The organism is Pseudidiomarina sp. WS423 (assembly GCF_050750165.1).
GTDB classification, from domain to species: Bacteria; Pseudomonadota; Gammaproteobacteria; order Enterobacterales; family Alteromonadaceae; genus Pseudidiomarina; species Pseudidiomarina fusca.
Genome location: NZ_JBOJLN010000003.1, coordinates 115,692 through 134,339, shown reverse-complemented (window position 1 = coordinate 134,339; position 18,648 = coordinate 115,692). Strand labels below are relative to the sequence as shown.

Annotated in this window: 20 protein-coding genes and 1 pseudogene; 10 read left to right on the top strand and 11 right to left on the bottom strand. The window is 50.2% G+C overall.

What is annotated here, in order from left to right; translation table 11 throughout:
- Window positions 1–5 precede the first annotated feature (5 nt).
- From ACQ661_RS04910 to arcA, 4 genes are all read left to right on the top strand, one after another.
- Window positions 6–1,028 (top strand): succinylglutamate desuccinylase/aspartoacylase family protein, encoded by a 1,023-nt coding sequence (locus tag ACQ661_RS04910; RefSeq protein WP_110076686.1) that lies wholly within the window; start codon window positions 6–8, stop codon window positions 1,026–1,028.
- A 17-nt stretch (window positions 1,029–1,045) separates the two neighbouring features.
- Window positions 1,046–2,182: a methyltransferase gene (locus ACQ661_RS04905; protein ID WP_431667778.1), complete on the top strand. Its 1,137-nt coding sequence runs from the start codon at window positions 1,046–1,048 to the stop codon at window positions 2,180–2,182.
- Between the two features lie 10 nt (window positions 2,183–2,192).
- Window positions 2,193–3,842, top strand: a complete 1,650-nt coding sequence (locus tag ACQ661_RS04900) for an ATP-binding protein (protein ID WP_431667776.1) — start codon at window positions 2,193–2,195, stop codon at window positions 3,840–3,842.
- Between the two features lie 155 nt (window positions 3,843–3,997).
- Window positions 3,998–4,756 carry a two-component system response regulator ArcA gene (arcA, locus tag ACQ661_RS04895; protein WP_110076689.1) on the top strand — a complete coding sequence of 253 codons (759 nt, stop codon included), beginning with the start codon at window positions 3,998–4,000 and terminating at the stop codon, window positions 4,754–4,756.
- Here the strand turns inward: arcA and ACQ661_RS04890 are convergent.
- Window positions 4,733–5,074: an Hpt domain-containing protein gene (locus ACQ661_RS04890; RefSeq protein WP_313932979.1), complete on the bottom strand. Its 342-nt coding sequence runs from the start codon at window positions 5,072–5,074 to the stop codon at window positions 4,733–4,735. The genes arcA and ACQ661_RS04890 overlap by 24 nt on opposite strands.
- Window positions 5,075–5,245: 171 nt before the next feature.
- On the opposite strand from ACQ661_RS04890, the gene folE2 reads away from it, so the two are divergent.
- The 6 genes and pseudogenes from folE2 to ACQ661_RS04860 all read left to right on the top strand — a co-directional run bounded on the left by folE2 (window position 5,246) and on the right by ACQ661_RS04860 (window position 10,461).
- Window positions 5,246–6,184: a GTP cyclohydrolase FolE2 gene (gene folE2, locus ACQ661_RS04885; RefSeq protein WP_228759493.1), complete on the top strand. Its 939-nt coding sequence runs from the start codon at window positions 5,246–5,248 to the stop codon at window positions 6,182–6,184.
- Window positions 6,185–6,278: 94 nt separating this feature from the next.
- Window positions 6,279–7,295, top strand: a complete 1,017-nt coding sequence (locus ACQ661_RS04880) for an adenosine kinase (RefSeq protein WP_431667775.1) — start codon at window positions 6,279–6,281, stop codon at window positions 7,293–7,295.
- Between the two features lie 49 nt (window positions 7,296–7,344).
- On the top strand, window positions 7,345–8,709 hold the full coding sequence (gene ahcY, locus ACQ661_RS04875) for an adenosylhomocysteinase (protein ID WP_110076692.1): 1,365 nt from the start codon (window positions 7,345–7,347) through the stop codon (window positions 8,707–8,709).
- A gap of 149 nt (window positions 8,710–8,858) precedes the next feature.
- A complete protein-coding gene (locus tag ACQ661_RS04870; RefSeq protein ID WP_153826387.1) occupies window positions 8,859–9,419 on the top strand; it encodes a GNAT family N-acetyltransferase in 561 nt (186 codons plus the stop codon).
- Window positions 9,419–9,658, top strand: a pseudogene (locus ACQ661_RS04865) (FAD-dependent oxidoreductase); the annotation flags it as partial. The gene ACQ661_RS04870 and the pseudogene ACQ661_RS04865, both read left to right, overlap by 1 nt.
- A gap of 53 nt (window positions 9,659–9,711) precedes the next feature.
- Window positions 9,712–10,461, top strand: a complete 750-nt coding sequence (locus ACQ661_RS04860) for an NAD(P)/FAD-dependent oxidoreductase (RefSeq protein ID WP_431667774.1) — start codon at window positions 9,712–9,714, stop codon at window positions 10,459–10,461.
- Between the two features lie 3 nt (window positions 10,462–10,464).
- Here the strand turns inward: ACQ661_RS04860 and ACQ661_RS04855 are convergent, their stop codons facing one another.
- The 10 genes from ACQ661_RS04855 to ACQ661_RS04810 all read right to left on the bottom strand — a co-directional run bounded on the left by ACQ661_RS04855 (window position 10,465) and on the right by ACQ661_RS04810 (window position 18,647).
- A complete protein-coding gene (locus ACQ661_RS04855; RefSeq protein WP_110076695.1) occupies window positions 10,465–11,613 on the bottom strand; it encodes an ABC transporter permease in 1,149 nt (382 codons plus the stop codon).
- The gene (locus ACQ661_RS04850) at window positions 11,610–12,344 is read right to left on the bottom strand and encodes an ABC transporter ATP-binding protein (protein WP_110076696.1); all 735 of its coding nucleotides are present in this window, start codon (window positions 12,342–12,344) and stop codon (window positions 11,610–11,612) included. The genes ACQ661_RS04855 and ACQ661_RS04850 overlap by 4 nt, the downstream gene beginning before the upstream one ends.
- A gap of 9 nt (window positions 12,345–12,353) precedes the next feature.
- A complete protein-coding gene (locus tag ACQ661_RS04845) occupies window positions 12,354–13,841 on the bottom strand; it encodes an alpha/beta hydrolase (protein WP_431667773.1) in 1,488 nt (495 codons plus the stop codon).
- A gap of 119 nt (window positions 13,842–13,960) precedes the next feature.
- Window positions 13,961–14,410 carry a DUF3718 domain-containing protein gene (locus ACQ661_RS04840; RefSeq protein ID WP_146204100.1) on the bottom strand — a complete coding sequence of 150 codons (450 nt, stop codon included), beginning with the start codon at window positions 14,408–14,410 and terminating at the stop codon, window positions 13,961–13,963.
- A 172-nt stretch (window positions 14,411–14,582) separates the two neighbouring features.
- Entirely contained in the window at window positions 14,583–15,083 is a 501-nt protein-coding gene (gene folA / locus ACQ661_RS04835) for a type 3 dihydrofolate reductase (protein WP_110076699.1), read from the bottom strand.
- A 12-nt stretch (window positions 15,084–15,095) separates the two neighbouring features.
- Window positions 15,096–16,274 (bottom strand): Obg family GTPase CgtA, encoded by a 1,179-nt coding sequence (cgtA, locus tag ACQ661_RS04830; RefSeq protein WP_313932971.1) that lies wholly within the window; start codon window positions 16,272–16,274, stop codon window positions 15,096–15,098.
- Between the two features lie 83 nt (window positions 16,275–16,357).
- Entirely contained in the window at window positions 16,358–16,615 is a 258-nt protein-coding gene (rpmA, locus tag ACQ661_RS04825; RefSeq protein ID WP_055439238.1) for a 50S ribosomal protein L27, read from the bottom strand.
- A 17-nt stretch (window positions 16,616–16,632) separates the two neighbouring features.
- A complete protein-coding gene (gene rplU, locus ACQ661_RS04820; protein ID WP_055439239.1) occupies window positions 16,633–16,944 on the bottom strand; it encodes a 50S ribosomal protein L21 in 312 nt (103 codons plus the stop codon).
- A gap of 147 nt (window positions 16,945–17,091) precedes the next feature.
- Window positions 17,092–18,063, bottom strand: coding sequence for an octaprenyl diphosphate synthase (gene ispB / locus ACQ661_RS04815; RefSeq protein WP_431667772.1), 972 nt, complete (start codon window positions 18,061–18,063; stop codon window positions 17,092–17,094).
- A 32-nt stretch (window positions 18,064–18,095) separates the two neighbouring features.
- Window positions 18,096–18,647: a rhomboid family intramembrane serine protease gene (locus ACQ661_RS04810; RefSeq protein WP_431667771.1), complete on the bottom strand. Its 552-nt coding sequence runs from the start codon at window positions 18,645–18,647 to the stop codon at window positions 18,096–18,098.
- Between the last annotated feature and the right edge of the window lies 1 nt (window position 18,648).

Genomic DNA, 18,648 nt, shown 5'->3' with positions numbered 1-18,648 from the left:
TCTGCATGAAACAACGCTCGTTTGAATTAGCTGGCAAAAAAATAGCTCCAGGCTCGCGCCATAGCGTCAAAATCCCAGCCGCTCGGCTCTACAACGATACCCCGATGGATTTGCATGCTGAGGTGTTTCATGGCGTTAAGCCGGGCCCTTGTTTGTTGGTCTGTGCCGCCATTCATGGCGATGAGCTGAATGGCATTGAAGTATGCCGACGCTTGATGGGCATTTTAGATGCTAAAGAATTAGCCGGCACCGTGATTATTGTGCCGGTGGTGAATGTATTTGGTTTTATTCAGCAGTCACGTTACCTGCCTGATAGACGCGACTTGAATCGCTGTTTTCCAGGCTCTGAGCGGGGGGCTTTAGGTAGTCGGCTAGCCTTCTTGTTTAACGAAATGCTGGTACAAAACGCCACCCATATTATTGATTTGCATACCGGCGCCATTCACCGTAGCAACTTGCCACAAATTCGCGTCGATACCGATAACGCTGAAGCGCTAGATATGGCTGAGGCCTTTGGTACGCCGGTGATCTTGCACTCAAAAGAACGCGATGGTTCGTTGCGCTCTCTGGCCACAGAACTTGGTATTCCGCTGATTTTATACGAAGCCGGTGAGGCTCTGCGGTTTGACTATGCAGCCATAAAAGCCGGGGTAACCGGCGTGCAGAACGTGATGAAGTCGTTAAAGATGCTAAAAGGTCGGCGCAGTCGTAAAAAAGTGCGGCCGGTGGTGGCCCATCGCAGTGGCTGGGTGCGCAACGAATACGATGGCTTGGTGATCCCTAAAATTGAATTGGGCCAAACCATTACCAAGGGCCAAGTGATTGCGCAAACTGTAAACCCCCACGGCGAAGAGCTGCATGCGATTAAAAGCCCCTATCATGGCATCGTGATTGGTATTAGTAACATCCCGGTGGCTAATGAAGGCGAGGCGCTGTTTAATGTGGCGCAATTTGATAGTGAAGTGATTGAGCATGCCAGCGAAAACGTCGATGTTTTTGCTGAAGCCTATGCGCAGAAGCCCATTTAACCGCGAGTAAGAAACTTATGCAGGCATTGCAGCCACCCTCACAACTTGTTCTGCGCCAACAGCAGCAGTTTGGCCAGCAGCCGTTGTTACTTGTTAATGCGCCCGATGCCGGTGTGGTGAGCGAGCTTAACGTGGCAGGGGTATGGCATTTACATGCTGGTTATGCAGCGCAATGGCAGGCCCAGCAACCGCACGTGGCTCAGCATTTTGGCGCGCAACCACCGTCGTTGACGGACGTGCCAGCTGCCGCAGCTGCGTTGGTTTGGTTACCTAAAGAAAAGGCCCTAACGCTGTTTCTGCTCGATGCGCTGCGAGCTTTGTTGCCAGTCGGCACTGATATTTGGTTGGTTGGTGAAAATCGTGGTGGTATCAAGAGTATTCATAAGAATTTACCCTCCTCGGTTACAGCAGCGCATAAAGTTGCTATTGGTAACCACTCGCTGTTGCTACATTGTCAAATCAGCGAGCCTTTAGCCCAGTTTGACCTAGCTGATTATCTTGTTTACACGACTTATCAGGGCGCGGCTGAGCAAGCGCCATTAACTTTAGCTAGTTTACCTGGGGTGTTTGCGTTTCCGAGCATTGATGAAGGTAGCGCCATGCTGCTGCAGCATTTGCCCCGCATCAGTCACGGCCGGGTGCTTGACTTTGCCTGTGGTCATGGCGTGTTAGGAGCTGTGCTGCAACAAGCACAACCGCAGTTAGAGGTGAGCTATTTGGATGTCAGTGCAATGGCCTTGGCCGCCTGTGCTGAAACCCTGCGTAGCAACCAGCTGAAGGGCCATTTGATTGCCGCTGATAGCTTAATGGCAGCGAGCAAAGAGCCCAGTTTTAAGCATGGCTTTAACTACGTGGTAAGCCATCCGCCTTTTCACACGGGCACAGCCACGGATTACAGCATTGGCCAACAGTTTTTACAGCAGGTGAATCAGCATTTGTGTCAAGGCGGTGAGTTGTGGGTGGTGGCGAACCGCTTCTTACCTTGGCCGGAGCTGATAGAGCAAGCTTTTGGCCATTGCGAACGGGTTGCCCAAGATAATAAATTTGCCGTCTACAAGGCGATTAAATCGGTGCGCCGCGCCAGTCCCAGCAAGCCCAAATCAGCGCCAGCAGCTAGCCGTCAGCGCAAGCCACGCCAGCGGCAGTGGCAATAGCGGTTAGTTTATGATGGTCAATTATCAGATCGGCTCCATCAAACGCAGCGTCACGCAACTGGTGATTCTCATCACCACCTTGTTGGTGGCGGTTGCTAGTGTAACCCTTAGTTTGATGTATGTTCGTGATATTGACCAAAACCTTCGCCAAGACACGCGTAATTTGGTGGCTTATGTGGAGCGTAATGTTACCCCGGCGCTGGTTTTTGCGCAGGCGGAACAAGCCGATACTTGGCTAACCAGCCTCACCTATCTGCCTTTGGTGCAGCATGTACATGTCTATAAATTTGAGCCTATCAGCGAAAGTTTGACGTTTTTTGCGAGCTTTTACGCCGAGCAAAGCAGTCCGATCCCGGTGCGTTATGACCGCGCCCAAGAGCTGTCACAGCCGGTACGAAGCGAGCGTTATTATGAATTTGCTAAGCCCATCATGCTGGATGGCAAGTTACTCGGTTACGTTTATTTACGCAGTTCGCGCAGTGAGCTAGATCATGCCATAGCACTGAGCACCGGGCTCACTCTAGCGGCTATCTCAGCGGGCTTTGCCCTGAGCTGGACCTTAAGCCTGTGGTTGCGCCGCCGTATTACCCAGCCCTTGGATAGCATGGTAGCTGATATCAACGCCATTGCCCGTAATCGCGACTACAGCTCTAAGTTAGCCGAAGTGCAGTTGGCGGAATTAGACCAAGTGAGCCACGCTTTTAACTCGCTGTTAGAGCGCATTCAGCAGCATATCGAAAAACAAGATATTGCCGAGCAGCGCGCTAGCGAACTCAATAAAGAGCTTGAACGCCAGGTTGAGGTACGCACGCAACAGCTGCGCGCGGCCAACCAAGATCTAACCGATGTGGTAGATGAGCTGCATCAGTATCAGCATGAGATTGTTGAGGCACGCAAAATGCAATCGCTTGGTCGCCTGATTTCAGGGATCTCCCACGAGATGAACACACCGGTGGGTTTGGCGGTGACGTCTAGTTCTATTTTGCAAGACAAGCTGGAGGCCCTTGCAACTAAGTTCAACGAGAAAAAGCTGACGAGCGACGACATGCAGCACTTTTTAACCTCGTTTACGGAAAACTTAGAATTGGTAACTCGCAACCTCGGTCGTACCGCTGATATTGTGAATGCCTTCCAGCAGTTAGGGCTAGAGCAGTACAGTGATTCAGAGCGGGCGATTACCCTAGGTAGCTTCAGCCAAGACATTTTGCAGCAGTTGCATAGCCGCTATCCAGAATTAGACCGGGTGCACATTGTGATTGACGTGTCAGCGCAACTTACCGTGCGTTGTTTAGCCGGCCCGCTGGCCTCGGTGATTTCGCAGCTGTTTCAAAACTCTGCACAGCATGCTTTTCATACAGTTGAAAATCCACACATTCATCTCCATTTCAGTTTTGTATCGGATAACAGCAGCAGCAACCATAGTGGCCGGTTACTGATCCACTATCGTGATAATGGCGAGGGAATTCCTGAGTCTATTAGTGGTCATATCTTTGAGCCGTTTGTAACCAGTAAACGTGGCCAAGGTGCGACCGGCTTAGGCATGCATTTGGTGTATAATCTGGTGCATCAGGTTTTAAAAGGGACCATAGAAATCGACCCGATTGCCAATCACGGTGCGGCTTTTAGAATTTCCATACCGGTTGAGCTAGTGGCTAATTAAACACTTTTGGCTAGCGCCGACTAGGCCCGATAAAAATTTCGATTGGCATTATCGAACAGCTGTACGAAAAAAATTGGGCGATATGTTAATTTACATGCTACACTATTTTCCTATTACCAAATTTCAACACATGTTAACAGAATTCCTGGACCGACATTATGAGCGCAAGACTACTGATTGTTGAAGACGAAGTTGTCACCCGAAACACTCTTACCCGCTTGTTCCAACAAGAGGGCTACGATGTATTTGATGCTGCCGATGGCATGCAAATGCAGCGTATTATGGCGCGTCAGGCAATCGATTTGGTGATCATGGACGTGAACCTACCAGGCAAGAGCGGTATCGAGCTTGCTGAAAAGTTACGTGAAAACGATAACATCGGGTTAGTGTTCTTAACTGGCCGTGATGCTGAAGAAGATCGCCTGCTGGCGTTAGAGCTAGGTGCTGATGACTACCTCATCAAGCCATACAACCCCAAAGAATTGATTATTCGCGTACGCAACTTGTACCGTCGTATTGAAGCCTTGAAAAGCCAACAGAAAGCTGTTGGTCACGACAGTATTGTGTACGACTTTAATGGCTGGCGCCTTGAAAGCGATAGCCGCTGCTTGTTCTCACCGGATGGTAAAATGTTCCGGTTACCGAAGAGCGAGTACCGCGCGATGGAATTATTCCTGACCAACCCAGGTAAAATTTTAGACCGCGAAACCTTAGTTAAGAAGATGCTTGATCGTGAATTACGTCCGAATGACCGCACCGTTGATGTTGCCATTCGTCGTATTCGTCGTCACTTTGAAAGTGATACGACCTCGCCAAACTTAATCACCACCATTCATGGTGAGGGTTACCGTTTTGTCGGCGACGTCAATATCAAACATTTAGAACAACCGTCACTCAATTCCCCGAGCCTTTAACCAGTGACGTAGTTGATGTTGGTGCAGTGGTAATTCTAAAACCCACTGTGCCAACATGTCATCCACTTGATCCCAGTGCCACTCTTCGCGTTCCAGCCATTCCATGTGTGCCGCCAATTGGCGTAAACCAAGCGTACGACACGCGCCTTTAACTTTGTGCGCCTGCGAGCGGGTTTGCTCTTCATCACGGGCTTTGATCAGCCGGGTGAGGTAATCGACATAACCGCCAATATTGCTGGCAAAGGCTTCGTACATTTCTTGCACGCCTTCGTTGCCAAGTAGCTCGTGATACTGCGTGAGTAATTTTTCGTCTAACATCTTGTCCGCTTCCTTGTGTTATGGGATGGGATTTTCGATATCCCCAATCGATAAAGTTTAACCTAAAAAATGAACCAAGTATGGCAAACTACCGTAATCAGCTTGAATCTAGTATAATACCGACCCTTTTTGGGTACATCAGCTAATTTGTAACGTTTGGAGCCGTACAGCATGCCAACAGCAACCCCTACTATGATGCCAGATATCGCCAATCAAACCCGCGCGCAAACCGAGGGTAAGCTTGATTGGGTTGGCATGAGCAACATCGAGATGCCGCTGGTAGTCGGTGCCGCCAACGAGCCAGAGCGCCCAGTCAGCGCTCGCGTTGATGCCTTTGTGAATCTGACCGATCCGAAAGCGAAAGGCATTCACATGTCTCGTTTATACCTGTTACTGGAAGATTTATCCAATAACGATGTGTTAAGCCATCAATCGTTGCGCACATTATTGCACGATTTTATTGATAGTCACGAAGGTTTGGCCGATCAAGCCTATGTAAAATTTAGTTTTGACTATCATTTACGCCGCAAGTCGTTGATCAGCAAAAAGCAAGGTTGGAAAGCCTATCCTGTGACTGTAGTTGGTCGCTACGATAATGGCAACCTGCAGCTTGAGCTTAGCGTTGAAGTGCCCTACTCGTCTACCTGCCCATGTTCGGCAGCGTTGGCGCGGCAATTAATTCAAGAAGCTTTTGCCGAGCAGTTTGGCACCGAGCAAGAGGTTGATGCCGAGTTAGTACATCGCTGGTTAGGCACCACCCAAGGTATCGTGGCAACCCCACATAGCCAGCGCTCAATCGCCCAAGTGAAAGTAGCTTTAGCGGAGCAAGCCAACGAGTTGCCGATTATCATGTTGATCGATGCCATTGAAGATGCCTTGAAAACTCCGGTTCAAGCAGCGGTTAAACGCGAAGATGAGCAAGAGTTTGCCCGCCTCAATGGCCAAAACCTGATGTTCTGTGAAGATGCCGCACGGCGCTTACAACATGAATTGCATCAGCACGCTGGGTTTGCCGACTTCTGGATTCGGGTAAACCACTACGAATCATTGCATGCGCATGATGCGGTAAGTATTACCACCAAAGGTATCCCAGGCGGCTTTAAAGCTTAAGCCAAAATATCGACCTACCAATCCGGCTGCGGTATACTGTGCGGCCGGATTTTTTTGTTTTAGAACCTTACATGACTGCCCGATTGAGGACAAGATGGAACCTATTGATATCGTTGGTATCGGCAACGCGCTCGTCGATCAAGAATTTGAAGTAACCGATGAGTTTTTGCAGCAGCATCAGATCGAAAAAGGCATGATGACGCTGATTGAAGACGCCGACCAAGAACGTTTAATCGCTGAACTAGCTAACCGCGGCGAATTAAAGAAACAATCGGGTGGTGGCTCTGCTGCTAACTCTTTAGTGGGCTTTGCCCAATTTGGTGGCAAAGCCTTTTATTGCTGCAAAGTAGCCGACGACGAAGCCGGTAAGTTCTATTGCGAAGACTTAGAAGCCGTAGGTATCACCACCAACACCGGCAGCCAGAAGCACCAAGGCAAAACCGGTCGTTGTTTAGTGATGGTCACGCCTGATGCCGAGCGCACCATGCGTACCTACCTAGGTATCACTGCCGACTTATCCGTAGCTGAATTAGACGAAGCGGCCATTGCCCGTGCCGAGTACCTTTATATTGAAGGTTATTTGGTGACGTCGCCGATTGCTCTAGAAGCCATTGCCCGGGCGAAAGAAATCGCGCGCGCTAACGGTACCAAGATTGCCATGACCTGCTCCGATCCTGCCATGGTGAAATACTTTGGTGACGGCATCGAAGCCATTCTTGATGGTGGCGTAGACGTGATGTTCTGCAATCAGGAAGAAGCACGGATCCTAACTGGTACTGATGACGTACAAGAAGCCATGCAGCTATTGCAGCAGCGCGCTCATTTAGTGGCTATTACCTTAGGTAAAGACGGTGCCCTACTCGGCGACGGTACCCGCCAAGTAGCGGTGCCTGGCGTGAAGGTTAAAGCAGTCGACACCAACGGTGCTGGCGATATGTTTGCCGGCGCTATGATGTACGGCATCACCCGCGGCTATAGCCTAGCCGCTTGCGGACTATTGGCAAGCCATGCCGCAGCTGAGGTCGTTTCTAATTTTGGCCCACGCCTGAGCCCCGATCGCCAGCAACAGCTGCTGATCCGATTACAGCATCAACCAGAATTCGCTGGGTAAAGGCAACAACGCCGTGAGCTTTGGGCTTGCGGTTTTAACGAGGTTTTACATGCAAGATTACAAAGTAGCAGATATTAATTTGGCCGCTTGGGGCCGCAAAGAAATTGCCATTGCTGAGACAGAGATGCCAGCTTTGATGACCATTCGTCGCAAATACGCGGATAGCAAGCCACTGGCTGGTGCGCGTATTATTGGTTGTATCCATATGACCATTCAAACAGCTGTGTTAATTGAGACCCTGATTGAATTAGGCGCACAAGTGCGCTGGTCGTCGTGCAATATCTTTTCTACCCAAGACCACGCTGCGGCAGCTATGGCAGCAGCTGGGGTGCCAGTATTTGCATGGAAAGGCGAAACCGAAGAAGAATACGAGTGGTGTTTAGAGCAAACTTGCCATGAGAACGGCGAATTGTGGGATGCCAACATGATCCTTGATGACGGCGGCGATTTAACCTTGCTGATCCATCAAAAATACCCACAAATGCTAGACAAGATTCATGGTATTACCGAAGAAACCACTACCGGTGTGCATCGCTTGTTAGAAATGTTGAAGCATGGTGAGCTGAAAGTACCTGCGATTAACGTCAACGACTCTGTCACCAAGTCTAAGAACGATAACAAATACGGCTGCCGCCATTCCTTAAACGATGCCATTAAGCGCGCTACTGATCACTTGTTGGCTGGTAAAAAAGCGTTAGTTATTGGCTACGGAGATGTGGGTAAAGGTTCTGCAGCTAGCCTCCGTCAAGAAGGCATGATTGTTAAAGTGACTGAAGTAGACCCGATTTGTGCGATGCAAGCCTGTATGGATGGCTACGAAGTGGTGTCGCCTTACCTGAACGGTGTTAACACTGGCAGCGCTGATGGCATTAACCGCGATTTGTTACAAAACACCGATTTGCTAGTCACCACCACGGGTAACGTGAATGTGTGCGACAAGCACATGTTAGCGGCGCTTAAATCAACTGCTGTGGTCTGTAACATTGGTCACTTTGATAATGAAATTGATACCAAGTTTATGCGTGACAACTGGCGCTGGGATGAAGTGAAGCCACAGGTTCACAAAATCTATCGTAGCGATGATGCTAGTGACCACTTACTCTTGTTGTCTGAAGGACGTTTGGTGAATTTAGGTAATGCCACAGGCCACCCAAGCCGAATCATGGATGGCAGCTTTGCTAACCAAGTATTGGCGCAAATGCATTTGTTCAGCGAGAAATTTGCTGACTTGCCAGCTGCCGATAAAGCGGCTCAATTGCGGGTAGAAGTGTTGCCTAAACAGTTAGATGAAGAAGTAGCGCGTTACATGGTGCAGGGTTTTGGTGGGGTTATGACCAAACTTACCCAGCAGCAAGCAGACTACATTCATGTGACGGTTGAAGGGCCATTCAAATCTGACGATTACCGTTACTAAGCAAGTTAAAGCTTATTTGTTGCAGGCTGCCGTTCAGGTTCTGGACGGCAGCCTTTTTTATCGAGCGATTGGGCGTAGGTAAAAAAACAATGATAAACTAGCGCGCTAAACTGCAGTTTACATTTACTTGCTTAGCAAGGTAGCTATTTATGGTTTCATATAAACAACTTACCGCGGCTGATTTCGACGCCGTGATAGAACTTGGCAACAAGGTTCATGGTGATAATTATCTTACCGATGAATCATTGGCCGATTATGCCGAGCGTGGCATCAAAGATGGGATTAACCTCAATTGGTTGGCGTTTGTGGATGGCCAATTAGCGGGCATCCGATTGACCTTTGCGCCGGGTAACTGGGAGTTAGATGACCACTGTACACCGGCAGAGTGGCCGGTGGCCCCTGAGCAGATGTGCTACTTTAAATGCGTGGCGGTGGATCCTGATATTCGCGGCGCTGGGATTGGTCGCGGCATGCTAGAGCGCAGCATTAACGAAGCGAAGAAGCTTGGCTGTCGTGCCGGCTTGGCGCACATTTGGATGCAAAGCCCAGATAACGCTGCCTTTGAATACTTTACTCGTTGCGGCGGTGAGCTTATCGAAGAGCATGGTAAGCGTTGGTACGATTTATCCGTCAACGATGGCTATCACTGCCCGGTATGTGACGGTATTTGTTACTGTAGCGCCGGCGAGATGATCTTGAGATTTAAATAATGATGTACGACCCGCTTCATGATTCGTGTCCGGGTCCGCAGCAGCCCCCTGCGCCAAGCTATTGGCAAGATCACAGTCACACCAGCTGGCCCGCAACCGCGGGTCCGTTACCAAACTACGCCGATGTGGTGATTATCGGTGGCGGTTACACCGGGCTCAATGCCGCGTTAGAATTGGCCGAGCGCTATCAGCAGCAGGTGGTGGTGTTAGAAGCCAACCAACTGGGCTGGGGGTGCTCTAGCCGTAATGCCGGCTTTGCCATGCCGGGTACCGGCCGCTTAGGTTATGCGACGTGGGCAAAACGCTTTGGCGAAACCCGCTATTACTCGCCGCTAGCGTTGCCCGTCAGGCCGACCAGGCCGGCGCCCAACTATGCAGCCATACTCCGGTGCAACACTGGCATACCGATCCGCAGCAACAGCATCATCTCACCACGCCAGCGGGCACCATTCGCTGCGCCAAAGTGATTATTGCTAGCAATGGCTACAGCGCCCAGAACTTACATCCAAGTGTTCAGGGGCGCACCCTGCCGGTGTTATCGAGTGTGGTGGTGACGCGGCCGCTAACCCCAACCGAGCTAGCCACCATCAAACTGACGAGTCAACGCTTGGTAATGGATACCCGAGCGCTGAAATATTATTTTAGATTGCTGCCAGATCAGCGTCTCTTGTTTGGCGGACGTGGTGCCATTACCGGCAAAGATGCGGATAAACCGCGCTATCGTGAGCACTTACTAGCCGCCTTGGCCGATACCTTCAGTTGTTTGCGTGGTATTCAAGCCGAGTACTTTTGGAGTGGTTGGGTGAGTGTGGCCTTGGATGACTACCCGCGGATTTATTCACCAAGCACGGGGGTTTTTACCAGCATGGGTTACTGTGGGGCGGGCGTGACTTTTACTCAGTTGGCGGGGCAGCGGGTAGCTCAGCTGGCCATGGGCGCTGAGCTACCGGCACTACCGTTTTATCAATCGGCGTTACCGCGCTTTCCATTCGCGCGGTTTCGCCGACTGGGCCAACGGTTTTATTACTATGTTCATCGTTAATTATTAAAGCCCGAACACCACTTTTTCGCTGGCAAGCATTTTGCCAATCAAGCGCATCAATATCCAAGATACCACCAGTGTCGCTAAGGCACTTAAACCCAATGGCAGCCACTGTAATGACTCACCTTTGATTAAATCTAACAGGGCTTGATGCTGTCCGGTAACTGGTAGGTAATAAAGTGCTGGGCTTTTTAAGCGCGCAAACTCTACCCCAAACACTGCAATCATCGGCACCATCAATAGTAGCGAGATGTAGGTTTGGGCTTCTTTGAAGCTCTTGGCGCGGAAACTCACAAACAATTGCAGTGCCGTAGCCAGTAATGCTAAGGGGGCTAACAGGGCAATGATGAGCAGTAGATCAGCGGCCGACAAGGACACGCTCATGCCGATTTCGTGGAGCGGCAAAAATTGAAACACTAAAGGCGTTAACAACACGCATAACACGCCCCCGAACATCGCAAAGCAACTAGCTGCCAGCGCTTTACCGTACACCAATTGGTGACTACTTAACGGCTGCGCTAGCAGTAGTTCCAGGGAATTGCGCTCGCGTTCGCCAGCACTAATATCTATCGCTACGTTCATGCCGGAGAAAAACACTGACATCAAGAAGAAAATCAGCACACTCCCCATCAACAATGCTGCACGCGAGCCTTGAGTAGCAGTGTCATGCTTTATTAAAGTAATCGGATTAGCGACATTTGGATCAATTCCGCGCATTTGTAATCGCATAAAAGCAATTTGGTTGCCGTAAGCCGAGATGGCTTTTTCCAGACGACGCAAATCTGTGGTCTGCTTCTGCGCACTGAAATCCGCGGTAATGATCACTTCAACGGGGATACCTTTGCCGATTTGCTCGCCCCAGTTGGCGGGAATCTCCAGCTCAATAGGAGTAGTACCGGCAGGCCAAGGTTTGTCGCGTTGGACGATACCCTGTTGATTCAGGTGTTCGACCAGCGCCGGTGCGTGATCCGTGCCACTGATATCAATTTCGACATCACTGGGATCGGTTAATTGGCTGATAAGAAAATAAAAGGCCACGGCCATGAACAGCGGACCAAAAAAGGCATAAGACATCGCCGCCATTACCGAGCGTTTATCACGCAGGGCATCTTTCAGTTCTTTACGCCATACAGTTGCAATGGGGTTGCTCATGCCGCAATGCCCTCGTCAGTTCCGATAATTTTAACAAAGGCTTCTTCTAAAGCCGTTTCACCCGTGAGTTCGCATAATTGCTCGGTGGTGCCTTGCGCTGCTACTTTACCGGCAGCTATCACCACCACTTGGTCGCACAGTGCGGCGACTTCTTGCATCACATGGCTAGAGAACAGGATACTGGTGCCCTGGGCTCTTAAATCACGCAGCAGATCACGCAAAATACGTGTGCTCATCACATCTAAGCCGCGGCTTGGTTCGTCTAAAATCAGGTGCTTGGGCTGATGCACAATAGCCTGTGCCAGCGCGACTTTCATTCGCTGACCCTGCGAAAAGCCTTGGGCTTTACGGTCGGCGATGGCGCTCATATCTAGGCGGTCAATCGCGGTTTGGGTTGCTTGTTCAAGCTGGCCACCACTAAACCCGTGCAAGGCTGCGAAATAAGCGATTTGCTCGCGCGCGGTGAGCCGCTCATAGAGCCCGAATTTATCCGGGAAGATGCCAATATTGCGACGCGCTTCAAGGGGTTGCTTACTGGTATCTATGCCATCAATAAGGGCATGTCCACTATCGGCCTTAAGCAAGCCGTAAATGGTACGCAGACAAGTGGTTTTGCCGGCACCATTAGGGCCTAGCAAGCCGGTGATTTGCCCCTCCGGGGCCACAAAGCTTAAGCCATTGAGGGCATTCACCTTACCGAAGCTTTTCCGTAGTTCAGATACTTCAATCATGCTAGCCCCCTATAAGCCTTTGCCGTTGCTGTTTAAAATAAAAGGCACGGCCTTTTTCGTTTCAATACAGCTGGTGTCTAACCCGGCTGGGTCAGCAGTTTCCAAGAACTTGGCTACTAATTGGTTAGCACAGGTGTGGCTAACAATAGTGTGTGAACCATGCTCAGCAATCACGTGACGGCTGTTGGTTAAGGTCTGCGCCGCTAAGGCACCCCAGGTAGGTGGCGTGACCGGATCTAAGCGGCCAGACAAGAGTAACGTTGGAATATCGCTTGCAACTGGGACGAACCATTCGCTCGGCCGCTCGGCCTGTGGCCAAACGGAACACATTTGTACAAAAGCATCACCGGTGCGACTGCCGATAAAATCATTATCGCCGTCGGCAGCAAGCAGCTCTGGGGTTGCGCGGGCTAGATCTTCGCTACAAAGCACGGACAGCATCAGGCCCATGTAAATTTCTGCCTGGGCAGTAGTGGTGCCTAACAAGCCCACTAACGGGGTGTAATTAGCTTTGGCGGTTTGATCAATCACGTACGGCAACATTTGGCGGGTGGTGGGATGATACAAACCCACCCGCATGACGCTACTAAAACGCCCGGCAGTGACCATGATCTCTAACGGCTCATTAGTGAGCGGGTCTTTAATGCTAATCAGTTGCGGCTGTTGCTCTAACTGCTTTAACACCTGCACGTAAGTGTCGCCCAAGTTAGGGAAGGTATCCGCACAGGCACTACTCGCGCGGCATTGCTCTAATAATTTATTGAAGGCGTCAGCACCATGACGACCGAACGGCCCGACAATCACCTCAGGTGGTGCCACGGCATCGAGTACAGCAGTACGCACAGATTGCGGAAATTCACGCAGGTAGATTAAGCCGGCGCGGCTACCGTAAGAGCCGCCATAGAGGTTAACGTGTTGATAACCCAAATGTTGGCGTACTTGCTCAAAATCTTTAATCGCATGCAAGCTATGGAACTGGGTGAGATCGTATTGTTCAAACTGCGCCAAACACTCACGCGCCATCTCATCTAGTTTTACATCATCATCGGTTTTTACCAATTCTTGCTCGTGACTCAGGCTACAGCTCAGTGGCTCGGATTGACCGGTACCGCGCTGGTCGATAAGCAAAATATCGCGACGTTTGCGCACGTCAGCGAAGATGCGATTAATCATGGGCGCCAACTCAACCGCTGCTTGGCCGGGGCCACCAGCTAAAATCAATAAGGGGTCGGGACGTTTACTTTCGCTGACGGCTGGTAACACTGCGTAGTTAATGGTCAGTTGTTTAGCGTCTGGCGCCGCATAATCTTGCGGTACCGATAAACTTCCGCATTGTACCTGCTCGCTGATCCCTTTGAGGTAGCAGCCGGTTAATTTGCTGGTGGGGGTGCTGCTAGTAGCAGCTGTGCTGTCAACTTCAGGTGCGGTTTGCGCAACGGCGGGCAACAGCAAGCTCATCAATAAGCTAGACGCCACTGCTAGTTTGGTCAGCAGCATGGTGGACATTCCGTTCGTTCTCATAGGTTGTTATCCGATTGTAACAAGTTGCCTAAGTGTAACGAGAAGCACAGAGCCTGGGAAGCGTTAAACTGTAAATGATTATTTAAGCTGGATGGTTATTCTTGGGAATAGTCAGCGATGCGCTGCCGTAACAGTTCAATGACATTACCGTTAGCCAAACTGCTGGTAGGTTTTTCTACGCTGCTGCTATGTTGGCGCACCCAATCGACATCGCCATTGGCGGCTAAATCTCGTGGGCTAAGGCTTAACACCAAAAGGCGGCCGATGTCATCGGCACGATGTTCGATTGCGAATTGGATCATGGTGTTATGGTTACAACGCACGTCACTATAGATATCGCGGATACGGAGACGGTAGTCTCGCAGCTTGTCGCGAAAACCTATGCTATCGTTGGCGCGCACATAACTGCATAGGCTAAGAACGAGGTTTTCGTCGTAAGGTTGCAACAGCGGTTTGGCCTGCGCCGGGCGCACAGCCACAAGTGTCGTTAGCACCACGGCTAACATGACTGTCACTTGAACTGCATAATAACTAGAACGCTGCACCGCAACCCTACCCTTCACATCTTCAGTAAAACTTTTAGCTGATCTTAGCTATCAACTGTTTCAATCATATTACTGAGCGTGGCCAGGGCTTGCAACGGAATAAAATGTTAACTAATGCGGAGCTCTTTACAGAATGATTACACTTTAAAGGCGCTGCGTTCCGATCTCGCCGTTAACTCTTGCGTAGGTAAACTTCTGTTACAAATGCGTGCGGGTTACTGGCATCGGCGGGGTGTTCAACGGCTTCGATGAGGTCCCAATCTGCCACAGCTTGGTAATCAGGGAAATAGGTATCGCCAGCGGTGTCTAAATCGATTTTGGTAAGGTAGAGTTTGTCGGCGCGAGGTAAAAACTCAGCATACACATGGCCGCCGCCGATAACCATCAGTTCATCGGCATGGCCGGCAGCTTGCACCGCATAATGCGGGCTATTCACCCAAATCACGCCTAGTTCATCGGTATAAGGCTGCTGATGTTTACGGCTTAAAACAATGTTGGTGCGCCCTGGTAATGGGCGCCCAATAGATTCATAGGTGGTACGGCCCATCACCACAGGCTTGCCCAAGGTTACTTGCTTAAAGTGTTTCAGTTCAGCTGGCAAATGCCATGGCATATCGCCATCTTTACCGATCACACGATTGGCTGCCATCGCAGCAACAAGAGCAATTAACATGGGCTTTCCATCCTATTTCTGGTAAACGACCTCGACATCATAATCATCGTCGTCAAAATCGTCATCATCGTCTTCGTCATCGTAGTCATCTTCATAAGCTTCTAATTGCTGCTTATGATAGTCATCCCACTTAAACTCAACGTTAGCTTTGGCCTCGGCTTCCATTTCTTCTGGAGTTGGCTTGGGCAGTGCTTCTAAGTAATTCACGATCTCTTTACACAGAGCGTCCGTGTTCACATGAGCTAAGCCGGAAATCTGATAAACTGGGCCGTCCCATTGCAAAGCTTCTTTCACTCGAGCAATGCCTTCAGCTATTTCTTCTTCAGACAGCAAGTCTACTTTGTTCACCACCAACCAACGCGGTTTAGCAGCCAACTCAGGGCTGTATTTCTCTAACTCTTGCACGATAGTTACTGCTTGCTCAGCTGGATCTGTCTCATCATAGGGAGCCAAATCAACAAGATGTAATAACAAACGGCAGCGCTCAAGATGCTTTAAGAAACGAATACCTAAGCCAGCACCTTCAGCAGCACCTTCAATCAAGCCTGGAATGTCTGCGATCACAAAGCTCGCATGTGGCACCGGACGTACCACGCCTAAGTTAGGCACCAAGGTGGTAAACGGATAATCCGCTACTTTAGGTTTTGCCGCCGATACCGAACGAATAAAAGTAGATTTACCAGCATTTGGCATGCCCAGCAAACCGACGTCAGCCAACAGCATTAATTCTAACTTCAGGTTACGAATTTCGCCCGGCGTACCCATGGTTTTTTGCCGAGGGGCGCGGTTGGTTGAGCTCTTAAAACGAGCGTTACCAAGGCCGTGAAAGCCGCCCTTAGCGACCATTCTACGTAACCCATGGCGAGTTAAATCGCCCAGTACTTCACCGGTTTCGATATCGGTGGCGCGGGTACCTACAGGCACCTTCAGCACCAAATCTTCGCCACGCTTACCAGTACAGTTTTTGCCTGAACCGTTTTCACCGCGCTGAGCCCGATGAAAGCGCTCAAACTGATAATCAATTAAGGTATTGATATTTTCATCAGCTTCTAGATAAACGTCACCGCCATCGCCGCCATCACCCCCATCAGGTCCCCCTTTTGGGATGTATTTTTCACGGCGAAAGCCTACCACGCCGTTACCGCCGTCGCCTGCTTCTACGCGAATTTGAACTTCATCTACAAACTTCATGATTACCTACCTGCTTACATGAAAAAACCCCGCCACATCGGACGGGGTTTCTTATTTCTTTCGTGAGCTCGTTTAAACTGAAATTATTCAGTAACGATGCTTACGTATTTGCGGTTTTTAGGACCTTTTTCCGCAAAAGAAACTTTGCCGTCCGCTAACGCGAACAAAGTATGGTCACGACCGATACCTACGTTGTCACCAGCGTGGAACTTAGTACCACGTTGACGAACGATGATGCTGCCAGCTAATACTGATTCACCACCAAAGCGTTTCACACCCAGACGTTTACTTTCTGAGTCACGACCGTTACGAGTTGAGCCTGCGGCTTTCTTGTGTGCCATTTGTCGTTACTCCTTAATTAACCGTTAATACCAGTGATTTTCACTTCGGTGAACCACTGACGATGACCTTGGCGTTTCATGTGGTGCTTACGACGACGGAACTTGATAATGTTCACTTTGTCTGCACGACCATGATTGATAACTTCCGCCTTGATAGATCCACCAGAAACAAAAGGTGCGCCGATTTTAACGTCGTCACCGTTCGATAGCATTAATACTTGATCGAACTCAACCACATCACCGGTGGCTGCTTCCAGCTTTTCCAGGCGGACGATTTGGCCTTCAGTTACACGGTGTTGCTTACCGCCACTTTGGAATACTGCGTACATAGATTTTCTCCGATTGATCCTCACCGAGGTGGTGAGGGTTTCTTTATTTAAATCTGGGCGCGAATTGTACATAAACTCGCGAGGCGAGTAAAGTGCGTTTTTCGGTATTCGTCCGCTGCGCTGTTCGAGCGCTTTGCTGTTCGTGCGCTACGCGATCCGGTCCACGGCGATGGCGGCGAGAGCGTGCAGTGCGTCGCGATAAGGCGATGGCGGTAGCTGTTGTAATTGTTGTTGGGCTAATTCGGCTTCGGCCACGGCGCGGTTACGGGTGTATTCTAGTGCGCCGGTGCGCTGCATGGCAGCTAGTACTGCGGTTAAATGCTGGCGGCCATTGCCCTGCTCGATGGCTTGGCGAATCAGGTTAGCTTCGCTATCGTTGCCGTGCCACATGGCGTACAACAGTGGCAGCGTTGGCTTACCTTCGGCCAGGTCATCACCGGCTTGTTTACCCATAGTGTCGCTATCGGCGGTGTAATCTAACAAGTCATCGACCAGTTGGAAGGCGGTGCCAAGGTGGCGGCCGTAGGCTGCTAAGGCAGCTTCGACGGGTTCCGGCTGAGCCGCCAGTACCGCGCCTAACTGGGTGGCCGCTTCAAACAGTTTGCCGGTTTTGCCGTAAATCACCTCAAAGTAGCTGGTTTCTGTAGTGTCCGGGTCGTTACAGTTCATCAACTGCAGCACTTCGCCTTCAGAAATAATATTGGTGGCGTCAGCTAGGATTTTCATCACCTTCATGGAGTTTAAGGTGACCATTAATTGAAAGGCGCGCGTGTATAAAAAGTCGCCGACGAGTACGCTGGCTTCGTTGCCAAATACGGCGTTGGCGGTTTTTTCGCCGCGGCGTAATTCAGAAGCATCAACCACATCGTCATGTAACAAGGTAGCCGTGTGGATAAACTCGACGATGGTGGCTAACGTGAGATGGCCATGGCCTTGGTAACCCACGGCACGTGCGGCAGTTACTGCTAACAGTGGGCGCAAGCGTTTGCCGCCACTATTCACAATGTATAAGCCGAGTTGGTTAATCAGTGCTACATCTGACTGTAATTCGCTGCCAATTAATTGGTTGACGCCGGCCATGTCTTCGGCCATTAACGCATTGATCTGTTTTAGGTTCATTGCTTAGTGCTGCTTAGCTGCCATAAGTAAAATCATGGCGCAGATTGTACACTATTTTTTGCTTGGGAGCAGCGAAAAACCACCAGCGCTAGCACAAATCCACTGACGATACCGCCACTATGGGCGTACAGAGCTATGCCTTCAACCAAGCTAGGAAAGCTAAAATCAAGCAGGCTTTTGATCAGGATACCTAGCACGATAGCTGCGCCGATCCATTGTTTAGCCAACGCATCTTGCAACGCGGCGTAGGCGAATAAGCCATACAAGGCGCCAGAAAAGCCGGCATAGATTTCGTGGCCTGGGGCAAACCAGAGTTGGCTCAGGCTACTTACAATGGCTACTGGGAGCAGGATCCACCAATCTTGATTTCGTTGCAATTGGGCCGGAAATAACAGCCAAGCAATCCAAATGCCAGCGACATTAAACCACAAATGGGCTTGGTCATGATGCATCAGGTTGGCGGTGAGGGGTTGCCACCAAGCGCCTGCGTAAACTTGCGCGGTGACCATAAACCAGGCGGAATGCCAAGGTGTTAGCAGGTAATAACAGATAACAAGCAGAGCGCTAAGTGCACTAGGTACCATT